We start from the raw sequence: 17,247 nt of genomic DNA on the forward strand, positions 1-17,247 counted from the left end.
CGGGCGCCTTCCTCACGCCTCGGGGATGTCGCGGCCGTACGCCTCCAGCGTCACGGCCTCGGGCTCCGGTCCGCCGCGCACGCCGGCCTCGAGGGCGTCGATCCTTGCGAGCTCCGAGCCGGAGAGCGCGAAGTCGAACACGTCGATGTTCTCGGCGATGCGCTCGGGGCGGGTCGACTTCGGGATGACCTGGCGGCCCTCCTGCAGGTGCCAGCGGAGCATCACCTGCGCGGCCGTCTTCCCGTACTTGGCGCCGAGCTCGAGGAGCACCGGGTCGTCGAAGCTGCGGCGCGGGGAGTCGCGGTAGGCGGTGATGCCGCCGATCGGCGACCAGGCCTGGGTGAGGATGTCGTTCTCGCAGCCGAAGCGCTCGACCCGCCGCTGCTGGAAGTACGGGTGCACCTCGAGCTGGTTCACCGCGGGGACGACGTCGGTCTCGGCGAGCAGGCGGGTGAGGTGCTCGACCATGAAGTTGCTCACGCCGATCGCCCGCACCCTCCCGTCGGCGAGCAGCCGCTCGAGCGCCCGATAGGCGTCGAGGGTGCGGTCGAAGGCCTCGGGCAGGGCCTGGTGCAGGATCAGCAGGTCGATCCGCTCGACGCCGAGCTTGCCCGCGCTCTTGTCGAAGGCGTGCAGCGTCTCGTCGTAGCCGTAGTCGCTGATCCACACCTTCGTCTCGAGGAAGACGTCGTCGCGGCCGGCGATCGCCTCGCCCACCTCGCGCTCGTTGCCGTAGGCCGCCGCCGTGTCGATGTGCCGGTACCCCGCGTCGAGCGCGGCGGCGACGGCGGCGCGGGTCTCGTCGGGCGGAGACTGGAAGACGCCGAGTCCGAGGGCGGGGATCTCGACACCGTTGTGGAGAGTGAACGTGTTCATGAGCCCACGCTACGTCCGCAGACGCCGAGTCGCCCGAGAAGCCGCGCGCGACTCCTCAGGCGACCCCGTCGCTCCGGCCCTGCTCAGCCGTCGATCGGCAGCAGGATCCCCTTCACCGTCTCGTCCGTGGCGAGGAACTCCTGCACGGCCGGGTCCTGGAAGGCCTGGACGAGCTTCTTCACGTTCTCGGTGTCGCGGTACTTCGAGCCGATGGTGAGCTGCCCGGCGAAGTCGTCGGGGGCCTGCGGGGCGAAGATCTGCTGCTCGATCGGGATGCCGGCGGCGAGGTAGTACTCGGTGTAGCCGACGGCCGCGTCGAGGTCCGGCAGCGCGCGCGACTGGGCGGCGAAGTCGAGCAGCGTGAACTGCAGGTTCTTCGGGTTCTCGGCGATGTCGTCCTGGGTCGCGGTGCCCGGCTCCGTGCCCGGCTTCAGCGTGATCAGGCCGGCGTTCTGCAGCAGCCAGAGGCCCTGCGCCTCGTTGGCGGGGTCGGAGTAGAGCGAGACCGTGCCGCCGTCGGGGATCTGGGAGACGTCGGAGTACTTGTCGCTCCAGAGCCCGAAGCCCCAGCGGAAGACGGGGGTGGCCGCCTCCTCCTCGAAGTCGGGGTTGGCCTCGAGCACCTGTCCCAGCCAGAGCTTGTGCTGGTACACCGTGGCCGCGACCTCGCCCTCGCTCACCGCGCGGTTGATGGTGTTGCTGTCCGAGAGCCCCTTGAAGGCGACGGTGATGCCGTAGCGCGGCGCCACCTCCTTCGCGACGAAGTCGACCAGGGCCTGCTCGGAGGCATTGCCCTCGGCGGTCGCGACGTAGAGCGTCGCTCCCTCCTGCTCGTTGGCCGAGACGGCGGGGGAGAGGAGCGGGACGGCGATCGCGGAGGCGACGCCGACGACGACGACGGCCGCTCCGGCGATCCAGGGCCAGCGGCGCTTCTTCTTGAGATCGAATCCGAGGTCGTCGGGAGTGGACATGGCGGTGCCTTTCGAAGAGGGGGTGCGCGGGCGCGCGGGAGGGACGCCCGAGGGCGCAGGAGGAGGAGTGGTGGTTCTAGACGGCGGCCGCGACCCGCGGCGCTCGCCGCGAGCGGAAGGCGCCGGGCGTGGTCGCGCGGACGAGGGCGTCGCCGGTGAGCTGCACGGTCGCGACGGTGGCGACCAGGATCACGATGGTGGCGAGCATGACGGTGGTGTCGAAGCGCTGGTAGCCGTAGGTCACCGCGACGTAGCCGATGCCGCCGGCGCCGATCGTGCCGGCGATCGCCGAGTACTCGATCATCGCGATCGTGTTGATCGTCAGGCCGCCGATGATCTGCGGCACTGCCTCGCTGAGCTGGGCGGTCCGCACCACCTGCAGCCGCGACGCTCCGGAGGCGCGGGCGACGCGGGTGAGCGAGAGCGGCACGCTGCGCAGCGCGTTCTCGACGATGCGGGTGAAGAAGGCGATCCCCGCGATGGACATCGGCACGACGGCCGCCGCGATCCCGATGTTGGTGCCGGTGATCAGGCGCGTGAACAGCATGATCGACGCCATCAGGATGAGGAACGGCAGCGAGCGGCCGACGCTGATGGGGGCGCTGAGCACCTGGTGGGCGGCGCGGTTCTCGGCCAGCCCGCCCGGAGCGAGGTTGTGCACGAGAGCGCCCAGCGGCACGCCGACCAGCACCACGATCGCCATGACGATGCCGACCATGATCAGCGTCTCGCCGAGCGCCGGCAGCACCAGCGCGGGGATCTGCTCGAGCGGGACCTTGTTGTCGAGGTGGAGGATCACGCCGCCACCTCCTCGGCGAGGACGCGCACGCCGGCGGGCCGGACCGACAGGCCGAGCTCGGCCGCCGCACGGGTGAGCCGCGCCTCGTCGACCGGGCCGAGCCCGATCGTCGCGTGGCCGACCGCCTGCCCGTCCACCGTCTCGATCGCCGCGCCGAGCAGCGAGACGGGGCCGACCGCCTCCGCGAGCCGGGTGACCCAGTCGGTCGGCACTCCGGAGCGGGAGTAGCCCACCACCCATTCGCCCAGACCCGGGCCGGGCGCGACGGAGGGGCGCACCGGGTTGAGGGCGAGGCCGAGCGGGGACGCGGGGTCGCGCAGCAGGTCGACGAGGCGCCCCGACTCCACGATGCGGCCGTGGTCGAGGCGGGCGACGGAGTCGGCCACCTGGCGCACCGTCTCCATCTCGTGGGTGATGAAGAGGATCGAGAGGCCCAGGTCGTCGCGCAGCTCCTTCAGGAGCGTGGTGATCGCGGTGGTCGAGGCGGGGTCGAGGCCCGAGGTGGCCTCGTCCGAGAGCAGCACCGAGGGGCGGAGGGCGAGCGCGCGGGCGATGCCGACGCGCTGGCGCTGACCGCCGGAGAGCTGGTGCGGGTAGTAGCGCGCGCGGTCCGAGAGGCCGACGCGCTCGAGCAGCTCCGCGACGCGGCGCTTCGTCTCGGCGGCGGTGACGCCGAGGTACTCCAGCGGAAGGGCCACGTTCTGCTCGGCCGTGCGGCGGCTGAAGAGTCCGTCGGACTGGAAGACGGTGCCGATGCGGCGGCGGGCGACGCGCAGCCGCTCCTCCGAGAGCTGCGAGAGCGCCTCCCCGTTGACGACGACCGTGCCCGAGGTGGGCCGTTCCAGGAGGTTCACGCAGGCGGCGAGCGTGCTCTTGCCCGCACCGCTCGGGCCGACGACGGCGAAGATCTCGCCGGTCGCGACCGAGAAGTCGAGGCGGTCGAGCACGGTCGCCGGACCGTACGACTTGCTGAGCTGCTCGAGCCGGATCATCGCGTTCCTTCGGACGGGTCGGGCGGCCGCGGCCTCTCCGCGTCGTCCCGGACACGATGATGGAGCACCGCGGGCCCGCCCGTCCCGGCCCGCGTCGCCCGGCGTAATCCTTCGTCGCCGGGCGTAACAGTGCGCGGGGCGGAGGGGGTCGCTCACGCCGGTCCCGCCGCTGCCGGGCGCTCCCGCTCAGCTCGCGGCGGCCGCCGCGCGGGGGCTCTCGGCGCTCGCCTCGCGGTCGAAGCGCTCGCGGCTGAAGACCTGGTCGGCTGTCGTCAGGGCGAGGCCGATCACGCCGGCCAGCTCGCCCAGGTCCGATGTGTGGATGGTCAGGTGCCGCGTGGCGAGCGGGTGGGTGCGCAGGTAGACGCGCGCGCGCAGGCCCGACATCAGCACCTCCCCGCAGTCGCCGAGCTGCCCCGAGATTAAGATGGTCCGCGGGTTGAGGATGTTGACGAGGTCGGCGACCGCCTCGCCGAGGACGCGGCCGGCCTGGCGCACCGCCTGGGTGGCGCGCATGTCGCCGCGGAGCACGCGGGCCGTGACGTCGGCGACGTGCTTGATCGAGGGGTCGTCGGCCGAGAGGTCGCGGACGAGGGCCCAGCCGCTCGCGTACGCCTCCACGCAGCCGGCGTTGCCGCAGCGGCAGGGCAGCGGATCCGCGTCGACCGTGCCCGTGACCGCGCGGGTGTGGCCGATGTCGCCGGCCGCGCCGACGGCTCCGCGGATCGTCGCTCCGTTGAAGACGAGGCCCGAGCCGATGCCGGTGCCGAGCTTCAGGCTGATCAGGTTGTCGGAGCCGTGGTGGCGCGACTCGGCGAGGGCGCGGGCGTTCGCGTCGTTCTCGATGACGACCTGCACGCCCTCGTGCGGCTCGGCGAAGTAGCCGGCGATGTCGAAGTCGTCCCAGCCGGTCATGATCGGCGGGTTGCGCACGCGCCCGGCGGCGAACTCGACCGGCCCCGGGACTCCGACGCCGATGCCGGCGACCGCGTCACCCTGCTGCAGCCGCTCGAACGCGGCGAGCACCAGCGAGAGCACGGCGTCCGGTCCCTCCCAGACGTCGACGACGCCGCTCTCGTGCCGGAGGGGGGTGCCGCGGAGGTCGCAGGCGGCGGCGACGAATCCGCTCGCCCCGATGTCGGCGGTGAGGAACACCGTGCCGACCAGGTTCATCGCGAACATGCTCGAGGGGCGCCCGCCGGTCGACTCGCCGCCGGTGGTGGGGGCGATCAGGCCGAGCTCCACGAGGGTCGCGAGGCGCTGGTTGACGGTGGAGCGGGAGAGCCCCGTCTGCTCCATCACCGCGTTGCGCGAGACCTCGCCCTGCTCGCGGAACAGCGCGAGGACGTCGGCCACGTGCGAACCGGCCTCGCCGGTGGAGTACCCCGTCATCGCTCCCCCTCTTGTCACGGTCAGCGTACATGCCTGCCGACGGGAAGCCTGAAGTGCCCCGACTTTCGTATTGCGATAACGCGAAAGCCCCGGTAGTTTTCACACACCGGCACGCAGTGGTGCCACTGATCCTCAAGGATGACGATGAACCGCACAGCACGCCGCCTCCTCCCGGTTCTCGCACCGGTCGGCGCCCTCGCACTCCTCCTCACCGGCTGCGCCTCGGGTGGCGACACGGCCGCCGGCGGCTCCGGATCGACCAAGGTCGCCGCGGTCATCAAGGGCCTCGACAACCCCTTCTTCCAGGCGATGGAGAACGGCATCGAGGACACCGCGAAGGACGACTCCGTGGACGTCTCGGTGCAGGCCGCCGCCGACATCGGCGACACCACCGGCCAGGCCGACAAGCTCACCACCGTCGCCGGCCAGGACTTCGGCTGCCTCATCGTCAACCCGATCAGCGGCACGAACCTGGTGCAGGCCCTCGCCTCCGCCACCGGCAAGACGATCGTCAACATCGACAGCCCGCTCGACCCCGACGCGGTCGAGGCCGCGAACCTCGACGTCACCACCTACATCGGCACCGACAACGAGGCCGCCGGCGGCAAGGCCGGCGACTTCCTCCTGCAGCAGCTGCCCGCCGGCTCCGAGGTCGCCGTCATCGGCGGAGTCTCGGGAGACGTCACCAGCGCCGCCCGCGTCGACGGCTTCACCGCCGCGATCGGCTCCGACCTCACCGTCGTCCAGGAGGCCGCGGCCGACTGGAAGCGCGAGGTCGCGCTGACCAAGGCGACCGACATCCTCGCTGCGAACCCCGACGTGAAGGCGTTCTTCGCCGCGAACGACGACATGGGCCTCGGCATCGTCAAGGCCGTCGAGAACGCGGGCCTCACCGGCTCCGTCCAGGTGGTCAGCGTCGACGGCAACGAGGACGCGCTGCAGTCGGTGAAGGACGGCGGGCTCACCGCCACCGTCGCCCAGTACCCCTTCGCGATCGGCCAGCTCGGCGTGCAGGCGTGCGAGGCCGTCGGCGCCGGCGAGGAGATCCCCGCCGAGATCGAGTCGCCCACCGCGCTCGTGACCTCCGAGACCGCGGAGCAGGCCCTCGGCGCCTTCCCCCAGCGGTTCGAGGAGTTCGACAACCCGCTCGCCGCGCTCGTCCCCGGCAAGTAGGACCTCCCGCCCATGGCAACCCAGGAAGCGACCATGACCTCAGTCACCGCCCGACCCCCGGCCAGCGCCTCCCCGCTGCTGGCGAACCTCCGTCAGCTCAGCTTCTGGGCCGAGAACGCCGCACCGATCGGGCTCGTCGCCCTGGTGATCGTGTTCTCGATCGCGACGCCGACGTTCCTCAGCCTCGGCAACATCAAGGCGATGCTCGTCGCCGCCGCGATCCTGGTCATCCTCTCGATCGGCCAGTCCTTCGTCATCACCACCGGCGGCATCGACCTCTCGATCTCGGCGACGATGACCGTCGGAGCGGTCGGCTTCGGCATCGGCTGGAGCGCCGGCTGGGGCTTCTGGCTCTCGGCGCTCGCGGCCCTGCTCTTCGCGGGGCTGATCGGAGTGATCAACGGCTTCCTGATCGCGAAGGGCAAGGTCACCGACTTCATCGCGACACTGGGCACGCTCTCGGTGGCGACCGGTCTCGCGCTGATCGTCTCCGACGGCAAGCCGATCACGGTCGGCAGCCCCGAGCTGCTCCGCCTCACCACCGGCTCGATCGGGATCATCGGCTACCCGATCATCCTGCCCGCGGTCATCGGAGTCGTGGCCTGGGTCGTCATGTTCCGCACCCGCTCCGCCCTGCACGTGGAGGCGGTCGGCGGCAACGAGGAGAGCGCGGTCGCCAACGGCATCAAGGCCGGACGCGTGCGCATCGCGGTGTACATCATCGCCGCGGTCCTCGCCGGAGACGGCTCGCTCCTCCGCGTCGACCGCGTCGGCGCCGCGGAGCCGGCCATCAACACGCAGTACCTGCTCAACTCCATCGCGGCCGTCGTGCTCGGCGGAGTGAGCCTCACCGGCGGCAAGGCCAAGATCGTCGGCCCGATCATCGGAGCGTTCCTCCTGACCGCGCTGACCAACGGCCTGACCCTGCTCGGCGTCTCGCAGTTCTACCAGCCCCTCGCCGTCGGCCTGGTGGTCGTGCTCGCCGCCCTCATCACCCGCTACCAGAAGAAGTGAGCCCAGCCATGACCAGCGACATCCTGCTCGAAGCGCGTGACATCAAGAAGTCCTTCGGCGGCGTCCACGCTCTCAAGGGAGCATCGATGTCGATGCGCCGCGGCGAGATCACCGCCCTGATCGGCGACAACGGCGCGGGCAAGTCCACCCTCGTCCGCTGCCTCTCCGGGGTGCACCCCGCCGACTCCGGCACCATCACCCTCGACGGCGACGTGGTGCACTTCACCACTCCGCTCGGCGCGCGGGACGGCGGCATCGAGACGGTGCACCAGACCCTCGCCCTGGTCGAGGACCTGACCGTGTGGCAGAACTTCTTCCTCGGCCGCGAGCTCACCAAGGGCGTGCCCGGGGTGCGGTTCCTGGACCGGACGCAGATGAAGAAGACGGCCCAGGAGCTGCTCGGCGACCTCGCCGTGAACGTCCCGCCGGTCACCAGCAAGGTCCGCCGCCTCTCGGGCGGCCAGCGCCAGGCGGTCGCGATCGCCCGGGCCGCGGGCTGGGGCAGCAAGATCGTGATCATGGACGAGCCGACCGCGGCGCTCGGCGTCCAGGAGACGGCGCGCGTCGAGAAGATCATCCTCAAGCTGCGCGACGCCGGAGTGGCCGTGCTGCTGATCAGCCACAACTTCGACCAGGTGATGCGCCTGAGCGACCAGGTGTGGGTGATGCGCGCGGGCCTCGCCGTCGCCGGCCGCCGCACCGCCGAGACCAGCGGCGACGAGCTCGTCTCGCTGATCACGGGCGCGAAGGCCGCCTGATGCGCCCCGAGTTCCTGCACCGCGGGAGCACGGAGCGCTCGTCGCCGATCGGGGTCCACGCGGAGGCGTCGGGGTCGTCGGGAGCCGGGATCTCGATCAGGTCGAAGCCGATCGAGGCGGCGGCGCCGATCGCGCGGCGCCCCGACTCCGGCGTCCAGTCGCCGACGAGCAGGCCCGCGTGGACCCCGATCGGCGACGAGCGCTCCGTGCTCCCGCGGTGCAGGAACTCGGGGCGCATCAGGCGGCCTTCGCGCCCGTGATCAGCGAGACGAGCTCGTCGCCGCTGGTCTCGGCGGTGCGGCGGCCGGCGACGGCGAGGCCCGCGCGCATCACCCACACCTGGTCGCTCAGGCGCATCACCTGGTCGAAGTTGTGGCTGATCAGCAGCACGGCCACTCCGGCGTCGCGCAGCTTGAGGATGATCTTCTCGACGCGCGCCGTCTCCTGGACGCCGAGCGCCGCGGTCGGCTCGTCCATGATCACGATCTTGCTGCCCCAGCCCGCGGCCCGGGCGATCGCGACCGCCTGGCGCTGGCCGCCCGAGAGGCGGCGGACCTTGCTGGTGACCGGCGGGACGTTCACGGCGAGGTCGCCGAGCAGCTCCTGGGCCGTCTTCTTCATCTGCGTCCGGTCCAGGAACCGCACCCCGGGCACGCCCTTGGTGAGCTCGCGGCCGAGGAAGAAGTTCTGCCACACGGTCAGGTCCTCGACCAGGGCGAGGGTCTGGTGCACCGTCTCGATGCCGCCGTCCCGCGCGCCGAGCGGAGTGGTGAAGTGCACCACGTCGCCGTCGAGGGTGATGGTGCCGGAGTCGGCGGGGTGCACCCCGGAGAGGCAGCGGACGAGGGTGGACTTGCCCGCGCCGTTGTCGCCGATCAGGGCGGTGATCTCGCCGCGGCGCATCGACATCGATGCTCCCTTGAGAGCGTGGACGCCGCCGAAGGACTTCTTGATGTCACGCGCTTCGAGCAGGATGTCGCTGGTCATGGCTGGGCTCACTTCTTCTGGTAGCGGGTGATGAGGGCGGCGAGCACGACCACCAGGCCGACGGCGAGGGGCTGGTAGAACTGCGAGACGCCGAGCAGGGTCAGGCCGTTGGTCAGCGCGGTCAGGAGGAACGCTCCGATGATCGGGCCGACGATCTTGGCCTTGCCGCCGGTGAGGCTCACTCCGCCGAGCACGACGGCCGCGATGGAGTTGAGCAGGTACTGCGTGTTGATGGCCGGCTCCGCGGCGCCGACGCGGGCGACGAGGAGGAGCGAGCCGACTCCGGCGAGGACCGCGGCGATGATGTACACCGCGATGCGCACGCGTCCGGCCTTGATGCCGTTGGCGACCGCGCTCTCCTCGTTGCCGCCGACCGCCTGCACGTGCAGGCCGAAGCGGGTGCGGAACATGACGACCCAGGCGACGACTCCGATTACAGCGGCCAGGATGATCGGGTAGCCGATGATCCCGATCGAGCCGGTGGTGAGGCGGAGCAGCTCGGGGCTGCCGACCGTGATCGGCTTGCCGTCGGAGACGATCAGCGCGAGACCGGTCGCCACCGAGAGCGTGCCCAGTGTCGCGATGAAGTCGGTGACCTTGCCCTTCGCGATCAGGAAGCCGTTGATCACTCCGATCAGCCCCGCGAAGAGCAGGGCCGCGAGCGCCGAGAGCCAGAAGCCCCAGCCGGCGCTCCAGCCGATGCCGAAGCCGACCGCTCCGACGGTCATCGTCGCCGAGATCGAGAGGTCGATGCCGCCGGTGGTGATGACGAAGGACTGGCCGATCGAGAGGATGACCAGGATCGCGGCGGCGACGAGCATCGCCTTGATGTTGCCGAGGCTGAGGAACGTCGGCGTCGCGATCGAGAACACGATCACCAGGGCGACGAGCCCGATCGGTGCGGCGTTCTCGGCCCAGAAGCTGAGCTGACGGAGGTTCGCCAGCAGCGGGGAGGCGCTGGCCGGGGGTCGGGCGGTGACTGAGGTCATGGTCGCTTCCTGGGTTGCCATGGGCGGGAGGTCCTACTTGCCGGGGACGAGCGCGGCGAGCGGGTTGTCGAACTCCTCGAACGGCTGGGGGAAGGCGCCGAGGGCCTGCTCCGCGGTCTCGGAGGTCACGAGCGCGGTGGGCGACTCGATCTCGGCGGGGATCTCCTCGCCGGCGCCGACGGCCTCGCACGCCTGCACGCCGAGCTGGCCGATCGCGAAGGGGTACTGGGCGACGGTGGCGGTGAGCCCGCCGTCCTTCACCGACTGCAGCGCGTCCTCGTTGCCGTCGACGCTGACCACGTGGACGGAGCCGGTGAGGCCCGCGTTCTCGACGGCCTTGACGATGCCGAGGCCCATGTCGTCGTTCGCGGCGAAGAACGCCTTCGCGGCGGGGTTCGCAGCGAGGATGTCGGTCGCCTTGGTCAGCGCGACCTCGCGCTTCCAGTCGGCCGCGGCCTCCTGGACGACGGTGAGGTCGGAGCCGATCGCGGCGGTGAAGCCGTCGACGCGGGCGGCGCTGGTGACGTCTCCCGAGACTCCGCCGATGACGGCGACCTCGGAGCCGGCGGGCAGCTGCTGCAGGAGGAAGTCGCCGGCCTTGCCGCCGGCGGCCTCGTTGTCGGTGCCGATGTAGGTGGTGACGTCGAGGTTCGCGGCCTCGACCGCGTCGGGGTCGAGCGGGCTGTCGATGTTGACGATCGTCTTGCCGGTGGCGGAGGCGAGGGCCTGCACCAGGTTCGTGCCGCTGATCGGGTTGACGATGAGGCAGCCGAAGTCCTGGCCGGCGACGGTGGTGAGCTTGTCGGCCTGGCCGGTGGTGTCGCCGATGTCGGCGGCGGCCTGCACCGAGACGTCCACGGAGTCGTCCTTCGCGGTGTCCTCGATGCCGTTCTCCATCGCCTGGAAGAAGGGGTTGTCGAGGCCCTTGATGACCGCGGCGACCTTGGTCGATCCGGAGCCGCCGGCGGCCGTGTCGCCACCCGAGGCGCAGCCGGTGAGGAGGAGTGCGAGGGCGCCGACCGGTGCGAGAACCGGGAGGAGGCGGCGTGCTGTGCGGTTCATCGTCATCCTTGAGGATCAGTGGCACCACTGCGTGCCGGTGTGTGAAAACTACCGGGGCTTTCGCGTTATCGCAATACGAAAGTCGGGGCACTTCAGGCTTCCCGTCGGCAGGCATGTACGCTGACCGTGACAAGAGGGGGAGCGATGACGGGGTACTCCACCGGCGAGGCCGGTTCGCACGTGGCCGACGTCCTCGCGCTGTTCCGCGAGCAGGGCGAGGTCTCGCGCAACGCGGTGATGGAGCAGACGGGGCTCTCCCGCTCCACCGTCAACCAGCGCCTCGCGACCCTCGTGGAGCTCGGCCTGATCGCCCCCACCACCGGCGGCGAGTCGACCGGCGGGCGCCCCTCGAGCATGTTCGCGATGAACCTGGTCGGCACGGTGTTCCTCACCGCCGACATCGGGGCGAGCGGATTCGTCGCCGCCGCCTGCGACCTCCGCGGCACCCCCCTCCGGCACGAGAGCGGCGTCGTCGACGTCTGGGAGGGACCGGACGCCGTGCTCTCGCTGGTGCTCGCCGCGTTCGAGCGGCTGCAGCAGGGTGACGCGGTCGCCGGCATCGGCGTCGGAGTCCCGGGGCCGGTCGAGTTCGCCGCCGGGCGCGTGCGCAACCCGCCGATCATGACCGGCTGGGACGACTTCGACATCGCCGGCTACTTCGCCGAGCCGCACGAGGGCGTGCAGGTCGTCATCGAGAACGACGCGAACGCCCGCGCCCTCGCCGAGTCGCGCCACCACGGCTCCGACAACCTGATCAGCCTGAAGCTCGGCACCGGCATCGGCTCGGGCCTCGTCTTCAACGGAGCGACGATCCGCGGAGCCGTCGGCGCGGCCGGCGACATCGGCCACACCCGCGCGGTCACGGGCACGGTCGACGCGGATCCGCTGCCCTGCCGCTGCGGCAACGCCGGCTGCGTGGAGGCGTACGCGAGCGGCTGGGCCCTCGTCCGCGACCTCTCGGCCGACGACCCCTCGATCAAGCACGTCGCCGACGTCACGGCCCGCGTGCTCCGCGGCGACATGCGCGCCACCCAGGCGGTGCGCCAGGCCGGCCGCGTCCTCGGCGAGGCGGTCGCCGACCTCGTCAACATCCTCAACCCGCGGACCATCGTGATCTCGGGCCAGCTCGGCGACTGCGGGGAGGTGCTGATGTCGGGCCTGCGCGAGCGCGTCTACCTGCGCACCCACCCGCTCGCCACGCGGCACCTGACCATCCACACATCGGACCTGGGCGAGCTGGCCGGCGTGATCGGCCTCGCCCTGACGACAGCCGACCAGGTCTTCAGCCGCGAGCGCTTCGACCGCGAGGCGAGCGCCGAGAGCCCCCGCGCGGCGGCCGCCGCGAGCTGAGCGGGAGCGCCCGGCAGCGGCGGGACCGGCGTGAGCGACCCCCTCCGCCCCGCGCACTGTTACGCCCGGCGACGAAGGATTACGCCGGGCGACGCGGGCCGGGACGGGCGGGCCCGCGGTGCTCCATCATCGTGTCCGGGACGACGCGGAGAGGCCGCGGCCGCCCGACCCGTCCGAAGGAACGCGATGATCCGGCTCGAGCAGCTCAGCAAGTCGTACGGTCCGGCGACCGTGCTCGACCGCCTCGACTTCTCGGTCGCGACCGGCGAGATCTTCGCCGTCGTCGGCCCGAGCGGTGCGGGCAAGAGCACGCTCGCCGCCTGCGTGAACCTCCTGGAACGGCCCACCTCGGGCACGGTCGTCGTCAACGGGGAGGCGCTCTCGCAGCTCTCGGAGGAGCGGCTGCGCGTCGCCCGCCGCCGCATCGGCACCGTCTTCCAGTCCGACGGACTCTTCAGCCGCCGCACGGCCGAGCAGAACGTGGCCCTTCCGCTGGAGTACCTCGGCGTCACCGCCGCCGAGACGAAGCGCCGCGTCGCGGAGCTGCTCGAGCGCGTCGGCCTCTCGGACCGCGCGCGCTACTACCCGCACCAGCTCTCCGGCGGTCAGCGCCAGCGCGTCGGCATCGCCCGCGCGCTCGCCCTCCGCCCCTCGGTGCTGCTCTCGGACGAGGCCACCTCGGGCCTCGACCCCGCCTCGACCACCGCGATCACCACGCTCCTGAAGGAGCTGCGCGACGACCTGGGCCTCTCGATCCTCTTCATCACCCACGAGATGGAGACGGTGCGCCAGGTGGCCGACTCCGTCGCCCGCCTCGACCACGGCCGCATCGTGGAGTCGGGGCGCCTCGTCGACCTGCTGCGCGACCCCGCGTCCCCGCTCGGCCTCGCCCTCAACCCGGTGCGCCCCTCCGTCGCGCCCGGCCCGGGTCTGGGCGAATGGGTGGTGGGCTACTCCCGCTCCGGAGTGCCGACCGACTGGGTCACCCGGCTCGCGGAGGCGGTCGGCCCCGTCTCGCTGCTCGGCGCGGCGATCGAGACGGTGGACGGGCAGGCGGTCGGCCACGCGACGATCGGGCTCGGCCCGGTCGACGAGGCGCGGCTCACCCGTGCGGCGGCCGAGCTCGGCCTGTCGGTCCGGCCCGCCGGCGTGCGCGTCCTCGCCGAGGAGGTGGCGGCGTGATCCTCCACCTCGACAACAAGGTCCCGCTCGAGCAGATCCCCGCGCTGGTGCTGCCGGCGCTCGGCGAGACGCTGATCATGGTCGGCATCGTCATGGCGATCGTGGTGCTGGTCGGCGTGCCGCTGGGCGCTCTCGTGCACAACCTCGCTCCGGGCGGGCTGGCCGAGAACCGCGCCGCCCACCAGGTGCTCAGCGCCGTCATCAGCGTCGGCCGCTCGCTGCCGTTCCTCATCCTGATGGCGTCGATCATGCCGTTCACGCGCCTGATCACCGGCACCAACATCGGGATCGCGGCGGCCGTCGTGCCGATGTCGATCGCGGGGATCGCCTTCTTCACCCGCATCGTCGAGAACGCGCTGCGCAGCGTGCCGCTCTCGCTCACCCGCGTCGCCCGCGCCTCCGGAGCGTCGCGGCTGCAGGTGGTGCGGACCGCCCAGCTCAGCGAGGCAGTGCCGCAGATCATCGGCGGCCTAACGATCAACACGATCGCGATGATCGAGTACTCGGCGATCGCCGGCACGATCGGCGCCGGCGGCATCGGCTACGTCGCGGTGACCTACGGCTACCAGCGCTTCGACACCACCGTCATGCTCGCCACCATCGTGATCCTGGTCGCCACCGTCGCGACCGTGCAGCTCACCGGCGACGCCCTCGTCCGCGCGACCACGCCCGGCGCCTTCCGCTCGCGGCGAGCGCCGCGGGTCGCGGCCGCCGTCTAGAACCACCACTCCTCCTCCTGCGCCCTCGGGCGTCCCTCCCGCGCGCCCGCGCACCCCCTCTTCGAAAGGCACCGCCATGTCCACTCCCGACGACCTCGGATTCGATCTCAAGAAGAAGCGCCGCTGGCCCTGGATCGCCGGAGCGGCCGTCGTCGTCGTCGGCGTCGCCTCCGCGATCGCCGTCCCGCTCCTCTCCCCCGCCGTCTCGGCCAACGAGCAGGAGGGAGCGACGCTCTACGTCGCGACCGCCGAGGGCAATGCCTCCGAGCAGGCCCTGGTCGACTTCGTCGCGAAGGAGGTGGCGCCGCGCTACGGCATCACCGTCGCCTTCAAGGGGCTCTCGGACAGCAACACCATCAACCGCGCGGTGAGCGAGGGCGAGGTCGCGGCCACGGTGTACCAGCACAAGCTCTGGCTGGGACAGGTGCTCGAGGCCAACCCCGACTTCGAGGAGGAGGCGGCCACCCCCGTCTTCCGCTGGGGCTTCGGGCTCTGGAGCGACAAGTACTCCGACGTCTCCCAGATCCCCGACGGCGGCACGGTCTCGCTCTACTCCGACCCCGCCAACGAGGCGCAGGGCCTCTGGCTGCTGCAGAACGCCGGCCTGATCACGCTGAAGCCGGGCACGGAGCCGGGCACCGCGACCCAGGACGACATCGCCGAGAACCCGAAGAACCTGCAGTTCACGCTGCTCGACTTCGCCGCCCAGTCGCGCGCGCTGCCGGACCTCGACGCGGCCGTCGGCTACACCGAGTACTACCTCGCCGCCGGCATCCCGATCGAGCAGCAGATCTTCGCCCCGCAGGCCCCCGACGACTTCGCCGGGCAGCTCACCATCGGCTCGAAGTACCGCGACACCGAGAACGTGAAGAAGCTCGTCCAGGCCTTCCAGGACCCGGCCGTGCAGGAGTTCCTCGCCACGGACGAGACGGTGAAGGGGATCCTGCTGCCGATCGACGGCTGAGCAGGGCCGGAGCGACGGGGTCGCCTGAGGAGTCGCGCGCGGCTTCTCGGGCGACTCGGCGTCTGCGGACGTAGCGTGGGCTCATGAACACGTTCACTCTCCACAACGGTGTCGAGATCCCCGCCCTCGGACTCGGCGTCTTCCAGTCTCCGCCCGACGAGACCCGCGCCGCCGTCGCCGCCGCGCTCGACGCGGGGTACCGGCACATCGACACGGCGGCGGCCTACGGCAACGAGCGCGAGGTGGGCGAGGCGATCGCCGGCCGCGACGACGTCTTCCTCGAGACGAAGGTGTGGATCAGCGACTACGGCTACGACGAGACGCTGCACGCCTTCGACAAGAGCGCGGGCAAGCTCGGCGTCGAGCGGATCGACCTGCTGATCCTGCACCAGGCCCTGCCCGAGGCCTTCGACCGCACCCTCGACGCCTATCGGGCGCTCGAGCGGCTGCTCGCCGACGGGAGGGTGCGGGCGATCGGCGTGAGCAACTTCATGGTCGAGCACCTCACCCGCCTGCTCGCCGAGACCGACGTCGTCCCCGCGGTGAACCAGCTCGAGGTGCACCCGTACTTCCAGCAGCGGCGGGTCGAGCGCTTCGGCTGCGAGAACGACATCCTCACCCAGGCCTGGTCGCCGATCGGCGGCATCACCGCCTACCGCGACTCCCCGCGCCGCAGCTTCGACGACCCGGTGCTCCTCGAGCTCGGCGCCAAGTACGGGAAGACGGCCGCGCAGGTGATGCTCCGCTGGCACCTGCAGGAGGGCCGCCAGGTCATCCCGAAGTCGACCCGCCCCGAGCGCATCGCCGAGAACATCGACGTGTTCGACTTCGCGCTCTCCGGCTCGGAGCTCGCAAGGATCGACGCCCTCGAGGCCGGCGTGCGCGGCGGACCGGAGCCCGAGGCCGTGACGCTGGAGGCGTACGGCCGCGACATCCCCGAGGCGTGAGGAAGGCGCCCGCGACGGGAACACCGGAGCCGTCGCGGGCGTTGCCCTCACCATGAGCGTTCCCCTCTCCATCCTCGACCTCGCCCCCATCGCCCCCGGTGAGACCGCTCGCGACAGCTTCGCCGCCTCCGTCGCCCTGGCCCAGGAGGCCGAGCGGAACGGCTACCGCCGCGTCTGGTACGCCGAGCACCACAACATGGCGAGCATCGCCTCCAGCGCGACCTCGGTGCTCATCGCGCACGTCGCCTCGCAGACCTCCACGATCCGCCTCGGCTCCGGCGGCGTCATGCTGCCGAACCACTCCCCGCTCACCATCGCCGAGCAGTTCGGCACCCTCGAGACGCTGCACCCGGGACGGATCGACCTCGGACTCGGCCGCGCCCCCGGCAGCGACCAGGCGACCTTCCGCGCGCTCCGCCGCGACCCCGACTCCTCCGAGCGCTTCCCGCAGGACGTGCTGGAGCTGCAGGCCTTTCTCGCCGGCGAATCCCGCATCCCCGGAGTGAGCGCGACGCCCGGTGCCGGCACCCGCGTCCCCCTCTACATCCTCGGCTCCTCGCTCTTCGGCGCGCAGCTGGCCGCCGCGCTGGGCCTGCCGTACGCGTTCGCCTCGCACTTCGCTCCGGACGCGCTCCACCAGGCCGTCGCGGAGTACCGGCGCGGCTTCCGCCCCTCCGAGCAGCTCGACGCCCCCTACGTGATCGCCGGGATGAACGCCATCGCCGCCGACACCGAGGAGGACGCGCAGGAGCAGTTCGCGCAGATGAAGCGCGCCCGCCTGATGATGCTGCTGCGCCAGAGCGGGCAGATCCCCGTCGGCCAGACCTTCGACGACGAGGAGCTCGACGCCCTGCTCAGCGCGCCGATCGGCGCCCACGTCGCGAGCATGACCACCTACACCGGTGTCGGCACCGGCGACCAGGTGGCCGACTACGCCGCCGACTTCGCCCGCTCCGCCGACGCCGACGAGGTCATCGTCGCTCACGCGTCGCTGCAGACGGAGGCGCGCCTGCGCTCGGTCGCGCTCCTCGCGCAGTCGAACGCGCGCGTCGCCGCCTGACGGGCGGCCGAG

General features: G+C 71.6%; 18 protein-coding genes. 9 read left to right on the forward strand and 9 right to left on the reverse strand.

Features of this window, described 5'->3' with window-relative positions:
* Positions 1-12 precede the first annotated feature (12 nt).
* The 5 genes from C5D04_RS00785 to C5D04_RS00805 all read right to left on the reverse strand — a co-directional run bounded on the left by C5D04_RS00785 (position 13) and on the right by C5D04_RS00805 (position 5,030).
* Positions 13-876: an aldo/keto reductase gene (locus C5D04_RS00785; protein ID WP_104257784.1), complete on the reverse strand. Its 864-nt coding sequence runs from the start codon at positions 874-876 to the stop codon at positions 13-15.
* Positions 877-959: 83 nt separating this feature from the next.
* Positions 960-1,847 carry a MetQ/NlpA family ABC transporter substrate-binding protein gene (locus C5D04_RS00790; protein ID WP_104257783.1) on the reverse strand — a complete coding sequence of 296 codons (888 nt, stop codon included), beginning with the start codon at positions 1,845-1,847 and terminating at the stop codon, positions 960-962.
* A gap of 76 nt (positions 1,848-1,923) precedes the next feature.
* The gene (locus C5D04_RS00795; RefSeq protein WP_258068802.1) at positions 1,924-2,646 is read right to left on the reverse strand and encodes a methionine ABC transporter permease; all 723 of its coding nucleotides are present in this window, start codon (positions 2,644-2,646) and stop codon (positions 1,924-1,926) included.
* Entirely contained in the window at positions 2,643-3,638 is a 996-nt protein-coding gene (locus C5D04_RS00800) for a methionine ABC transporter ATP-binding protein (protein WP_104222709.1), read from the reverse strand. Before C5D04_RS00800 ends, C5D04_RS00795 begins: the two co-directional genes overlap by 4 nt.
* 186 nt (positions 3,639-3,824) lie before the next feature.
* Positions 3,825-5,030: an ROK family transcriptional regulator gene (locus C5D04_RS00805; protein ID WP_104347064.1), complete on the reverse strand. Its 1,206-nt coding sequence runs from the start codon at positions 5,028-5,030 to the stop codon at positions 3,825-3,827.
* A 144-nt stretch (positions 5,031-5,174) separates the two neighbouring features.
* Here C5D04_RS00805 and C5D04_RS00810 point away from each other — a divergent pair, with 144 nt between their 5' ends.
* Genes C5D04_RS00810 through C5D04_RS00820 form a run of 3 tightly spaced genes read left to right on the forward strand, consistent with a single transcriptional unit; the run spans position 5,175 to position 7,975 of the window.
* On the forward strand, positions 5,175-6,203 hold the full coding sequence (locus C5D04_RS00810; RefSeq protein WP_104347065.1) for a substrate-binding domain-containing protein: 1,029 nt from the start codon (positions 5,175-5,177) through the stop codon (positions 6,201-6,203).
* 33 nt (positions 6,204-6,236) lie between these two features.
* Positions 6,237-7,217 carry an ABC transporter permease gene (locus tag C5D04_RS00815; RefSeq protein ID WP_104347066.1) on the forward strand — a complete coding sequence of 327 codons (981 nt, stop codon included), beginning with the start codon at positions 6,237-6,239 and terminating at the stop codon, positions 7,215-7,217.
* An 8-nt stretch (positions 7,218-7,225) separates the two neighbouring features.
* Positions 7,226-7,975, forward strand: a complete 750-nt coding sequence (locus C5D04_RS00820) for an ATP-binding cassette domain-containing protein (RefSeq protein WP_104222715.1) — start codon at positions 7,226-7,228, stop codon at positions 7,973-7,975.
* On the opposite strand, the gene C5D04_RS00825 is transcribed toward C5D04_RS00820, so the two are convergent.
* The 4 genes from C5D04_RS00825 to C5D04_RS00840 are packed head-to-tail and all read right to left on the reverse strand — an operon-like array spanning position 7,953 to position 11,013.
* Positions 7,953-8,213 carry a hypothetical protein gene (locus C5D04_RS00825; RefSeq protein WP_104347067.1) on the reverse strand — a complete coding sequence of 87 codons (261 nt, stop codon included), beginning with the start codon at positions 8,211-8,213 and terminating at the stop codon, positions 7,953-7,955. The genes C5D04_RS00820 and C5D04_RS00825 overlap by 23 nt on opposite strands.
* The gene (locus C5D04_RS00830) at positions 8,213-8,962 is read right to left on the reverse strand and encodes an ATP-binding cassette domain-containing protein (RefSeq protein ID WP_104222715.1); all 750 of its coding nucleotides are present in this window, start codon (positions 8,960-8,962) and stop codon (positions 8,213-8,215) included. The genes C5D04_RS00825 and C5D04_RS00830 overlap by 1 nt, the downstream gene beginning before the upstream one ends.
* 8 nt (positions 8,963-8,970) lie before the next feature.
* Entirely contained in the window at positions 8,971-9,951 is a 981-nt protein-coding gene (locus tag C5D04_RS00835) for an ABC transporter permease (RefSeq protein ID WP_104222714.1), read from the reverse strand.
* Positions 9,952-9,984: 33 nt separating this feature from the next.
* On the reverse strand, positions 9,985-11,013 hold the full coding sequence (locus C5D04_RS00840; protein ID WP_104347068.1) for a substrate-binding domain-containing protein: 1,029 nt from the start codon (positions 11,011-11,013) through the stop codon (positions 9,985-9,987).
* 144 nt (positions 11,014-11,157) lie between these two features.
* Between C5D04_RS00840 and C5D04_RS00845 the strand changes: the two genes are divergently transcribed.
* The 6 genes from C5D04_RS00845 to C5D04_RS00870 all read left to right on the forward strand — a co-directional run bounded on the left by C5D04_RS00845 (position 11,158) and on the right by C5D04_RS00870 (position 17,235).
* Positions 11,158-12,363 (forward strand): ROK family transcriptional regulator, encoded by a 1,206-nt coding sequence (locus C5D04_RS00845; RefSeq protein ID WP_104347069.1) that lies wholly within the window; start codon positions 11,158-11,160, stop codon positions 12,361-12,363.
* 186 nt (positions 12,364-12,549) lie between these two features.
* Entirely contained in the window at positions 12,550-13,545 is a 996-nt protein-coding gene (locus C5D04_RS00850) for a methionine ABC transporter ATP-binding protein (protein ID WP_104222709.1), read from the forward strand.
* Positions 13,542-14,264: a methionine ABC transporter permease gene (locus tag C5D04_RS00855; RefSeq protein ID WP_258068803.1), complete on the forward strand. Its 723-nt coding sequence runs from the start codon at positions 13,542-13,544 to the stop codon at positions 14,262-14,264. Before C5D04_RS00850 ends, C5D04_RS00855 begins: the two co-directional genes overlap by 4 nt.
* Before the next feature lie 76 nt (positions 14,265-14,340).
* The gene (locus C5D04_RS00860) at positions 14,341-15,228 is read left to right on the forward strand and encodes a MetQ/NlpA family ABC transporter substrate-binding protein (RefSeq protein WP_104257783.1); all 888 of its coding nucleotides are present in this window, start codon (positions 14,341-14,343) and stop codon (positions 15,226-15,228) included.
* Between the two features lie 83 nt (positions 15,229-15,311).
* Positions 15,312-16,175, forward strand: a complete 864-nt coding sequence (locus tag C5D04_RS00865) for an aldo/keto reductase (protein WP_104257784.1) — start codon at positions 15,312-15,314, stop codon at positions 16,173-16,175.
* Between the two features lie 52 nt (positions 16,176-16,227).
* Positions 16,228-17,235 (forward strand): LLM class flavin-dependent oxidoreductase, encoded by a 1,008-nt coding sequence (locus C5D04_RS00870; RefSeq protein WP_104232972.1) that lies wholly within the window; start codon positions 16,228-16,230, stop codon positions 17,233-17,235.
* Positions 17,236-17,247: the final 12 nt, after the last annotated feature.

The sequence above is a fragment of the Rathayibacter sp. AY1D2 genome (assembly GCF_002932695.1).
In the GTDB taxonomy this organism is placed as follows: Bacteria; Actinomycetota; Actinomycetes; order Actinomycetales; family Microbacteriaceae; genus Rathayibacter.

Bases quoted from the DNA above. Each gene is read 5' to 3' on its own strand.
- C5D04_RS00785 (WP_104257784.1), bottom strand. From the start codon at position 876: ATGAACACGTTCACTCTCCACAACGGTGTCGAGATCCCCGCCCTCGGA.
- C5D04_RS00830 (WP_104222715.1), bottom strand. From the start codon at position 8,962: ATGACCAGCGACATCCTGCTCGAAGCGCGTGACATCAAGAAGTCCTTC.
- C5D04_RS00805 (WP_104347064.1), bottom strand. From the start codon at position 5,030: ATGACGGGGTACTCCACCGGCGAGGCCGGTTCGCACGTGGCCGACGTC.
- C5D04_RS00865 (WP_104257784.1), top strand. From the start codon at position 15,312: ATGAACACGTTCACTCTCCACAACGGTGTCGAGATCCCCGCCCTCGGA.
- C5D04_RS00800 (WP_104222709.1), bottom strand. From the start codon at position 3,638: ATGATCCGGCTCGAGCAGCTCAGCAAGTCGTACGGTCCGGCGACCGTG.
- C5D04_RS00850 (WP_104222709.1), top strand. From the start codon at position 12,550: ATGATCCGGCTCGAGCAGCTCAGCAAGTCGTACGGTCCGGCGACCGTG.
- C5D04_RS00810 (WP_104347065.1), top strand. From the start codon at position 5,175: ATGAACCGCACAGCACGCCGCCTCCTCCCGGTTCTCGCACCGGTCGGC.
- C5D04_RS00840 (WP_104347068.1), bottom strand. From the start codon at position 11,013: ATGAACCGCACAGCACGCCGCCTCCTCCCGGTTCTCGCACCGGTCGGC.
- C5D04_RS00870 (WP_104232972.1), top strand. From the start codon at position 16,228: ATGAGCGTTCCCCTCTCCATCCTCGACCTCGCCCCCATCGCCCCCGGT.
- C5D04_RS00860 (WP_104257783.1), top strand. From the start codon at position 14,341: ATGTCCACTCCCGACGACCTCGGATTCGATCTCAAGAAGAAGCGCCGC.
- C5D04_RS00820 (WP_104222715.1), top strand. From the start codon at position 7,226: ATGACCAGCGACATCCTGCTCGAAGCGCGTGACATCAAGAAGTCCTTC.
- C5D04_RS00845 (WP_104347069.1), top strand. From the start codon at position 11,158: ATGACGGGGTACTCCACCGGCGAGGCCGGTTCGCACGTGGCCGACGTC.
- C5D04_RS00790 (WP_104257783.1), bottom strand. From the start codon at position 1,847: ATGTCCACTCCCGACGACCTCGGATTCGATCTCAAGAAGAAGCGCCGC.
- C5D04_RS00835 (WP_104222714.1), bottom strand. From the start codon at position 9,951: ATGACCTCAGTCACCGCCCGACCCCCGGCCAGCGCCTCCCCGCTGCTG.
- C5D04_RS00815 (WP_104347066.1), top strand. From the start codon at position 6,237: ATGACCTCAGTCACCGCCCGACCCCCGGCCAGCGCCTCCCCGCTGCTG.
- C5D04_RS00825 (WP_104347067.1), bottom strand. From the start codon at position 8,213: ATGCGCCCCGAGTTCCTGCACCGCGGGAGCACGGAGCGCTCGTCGCCG.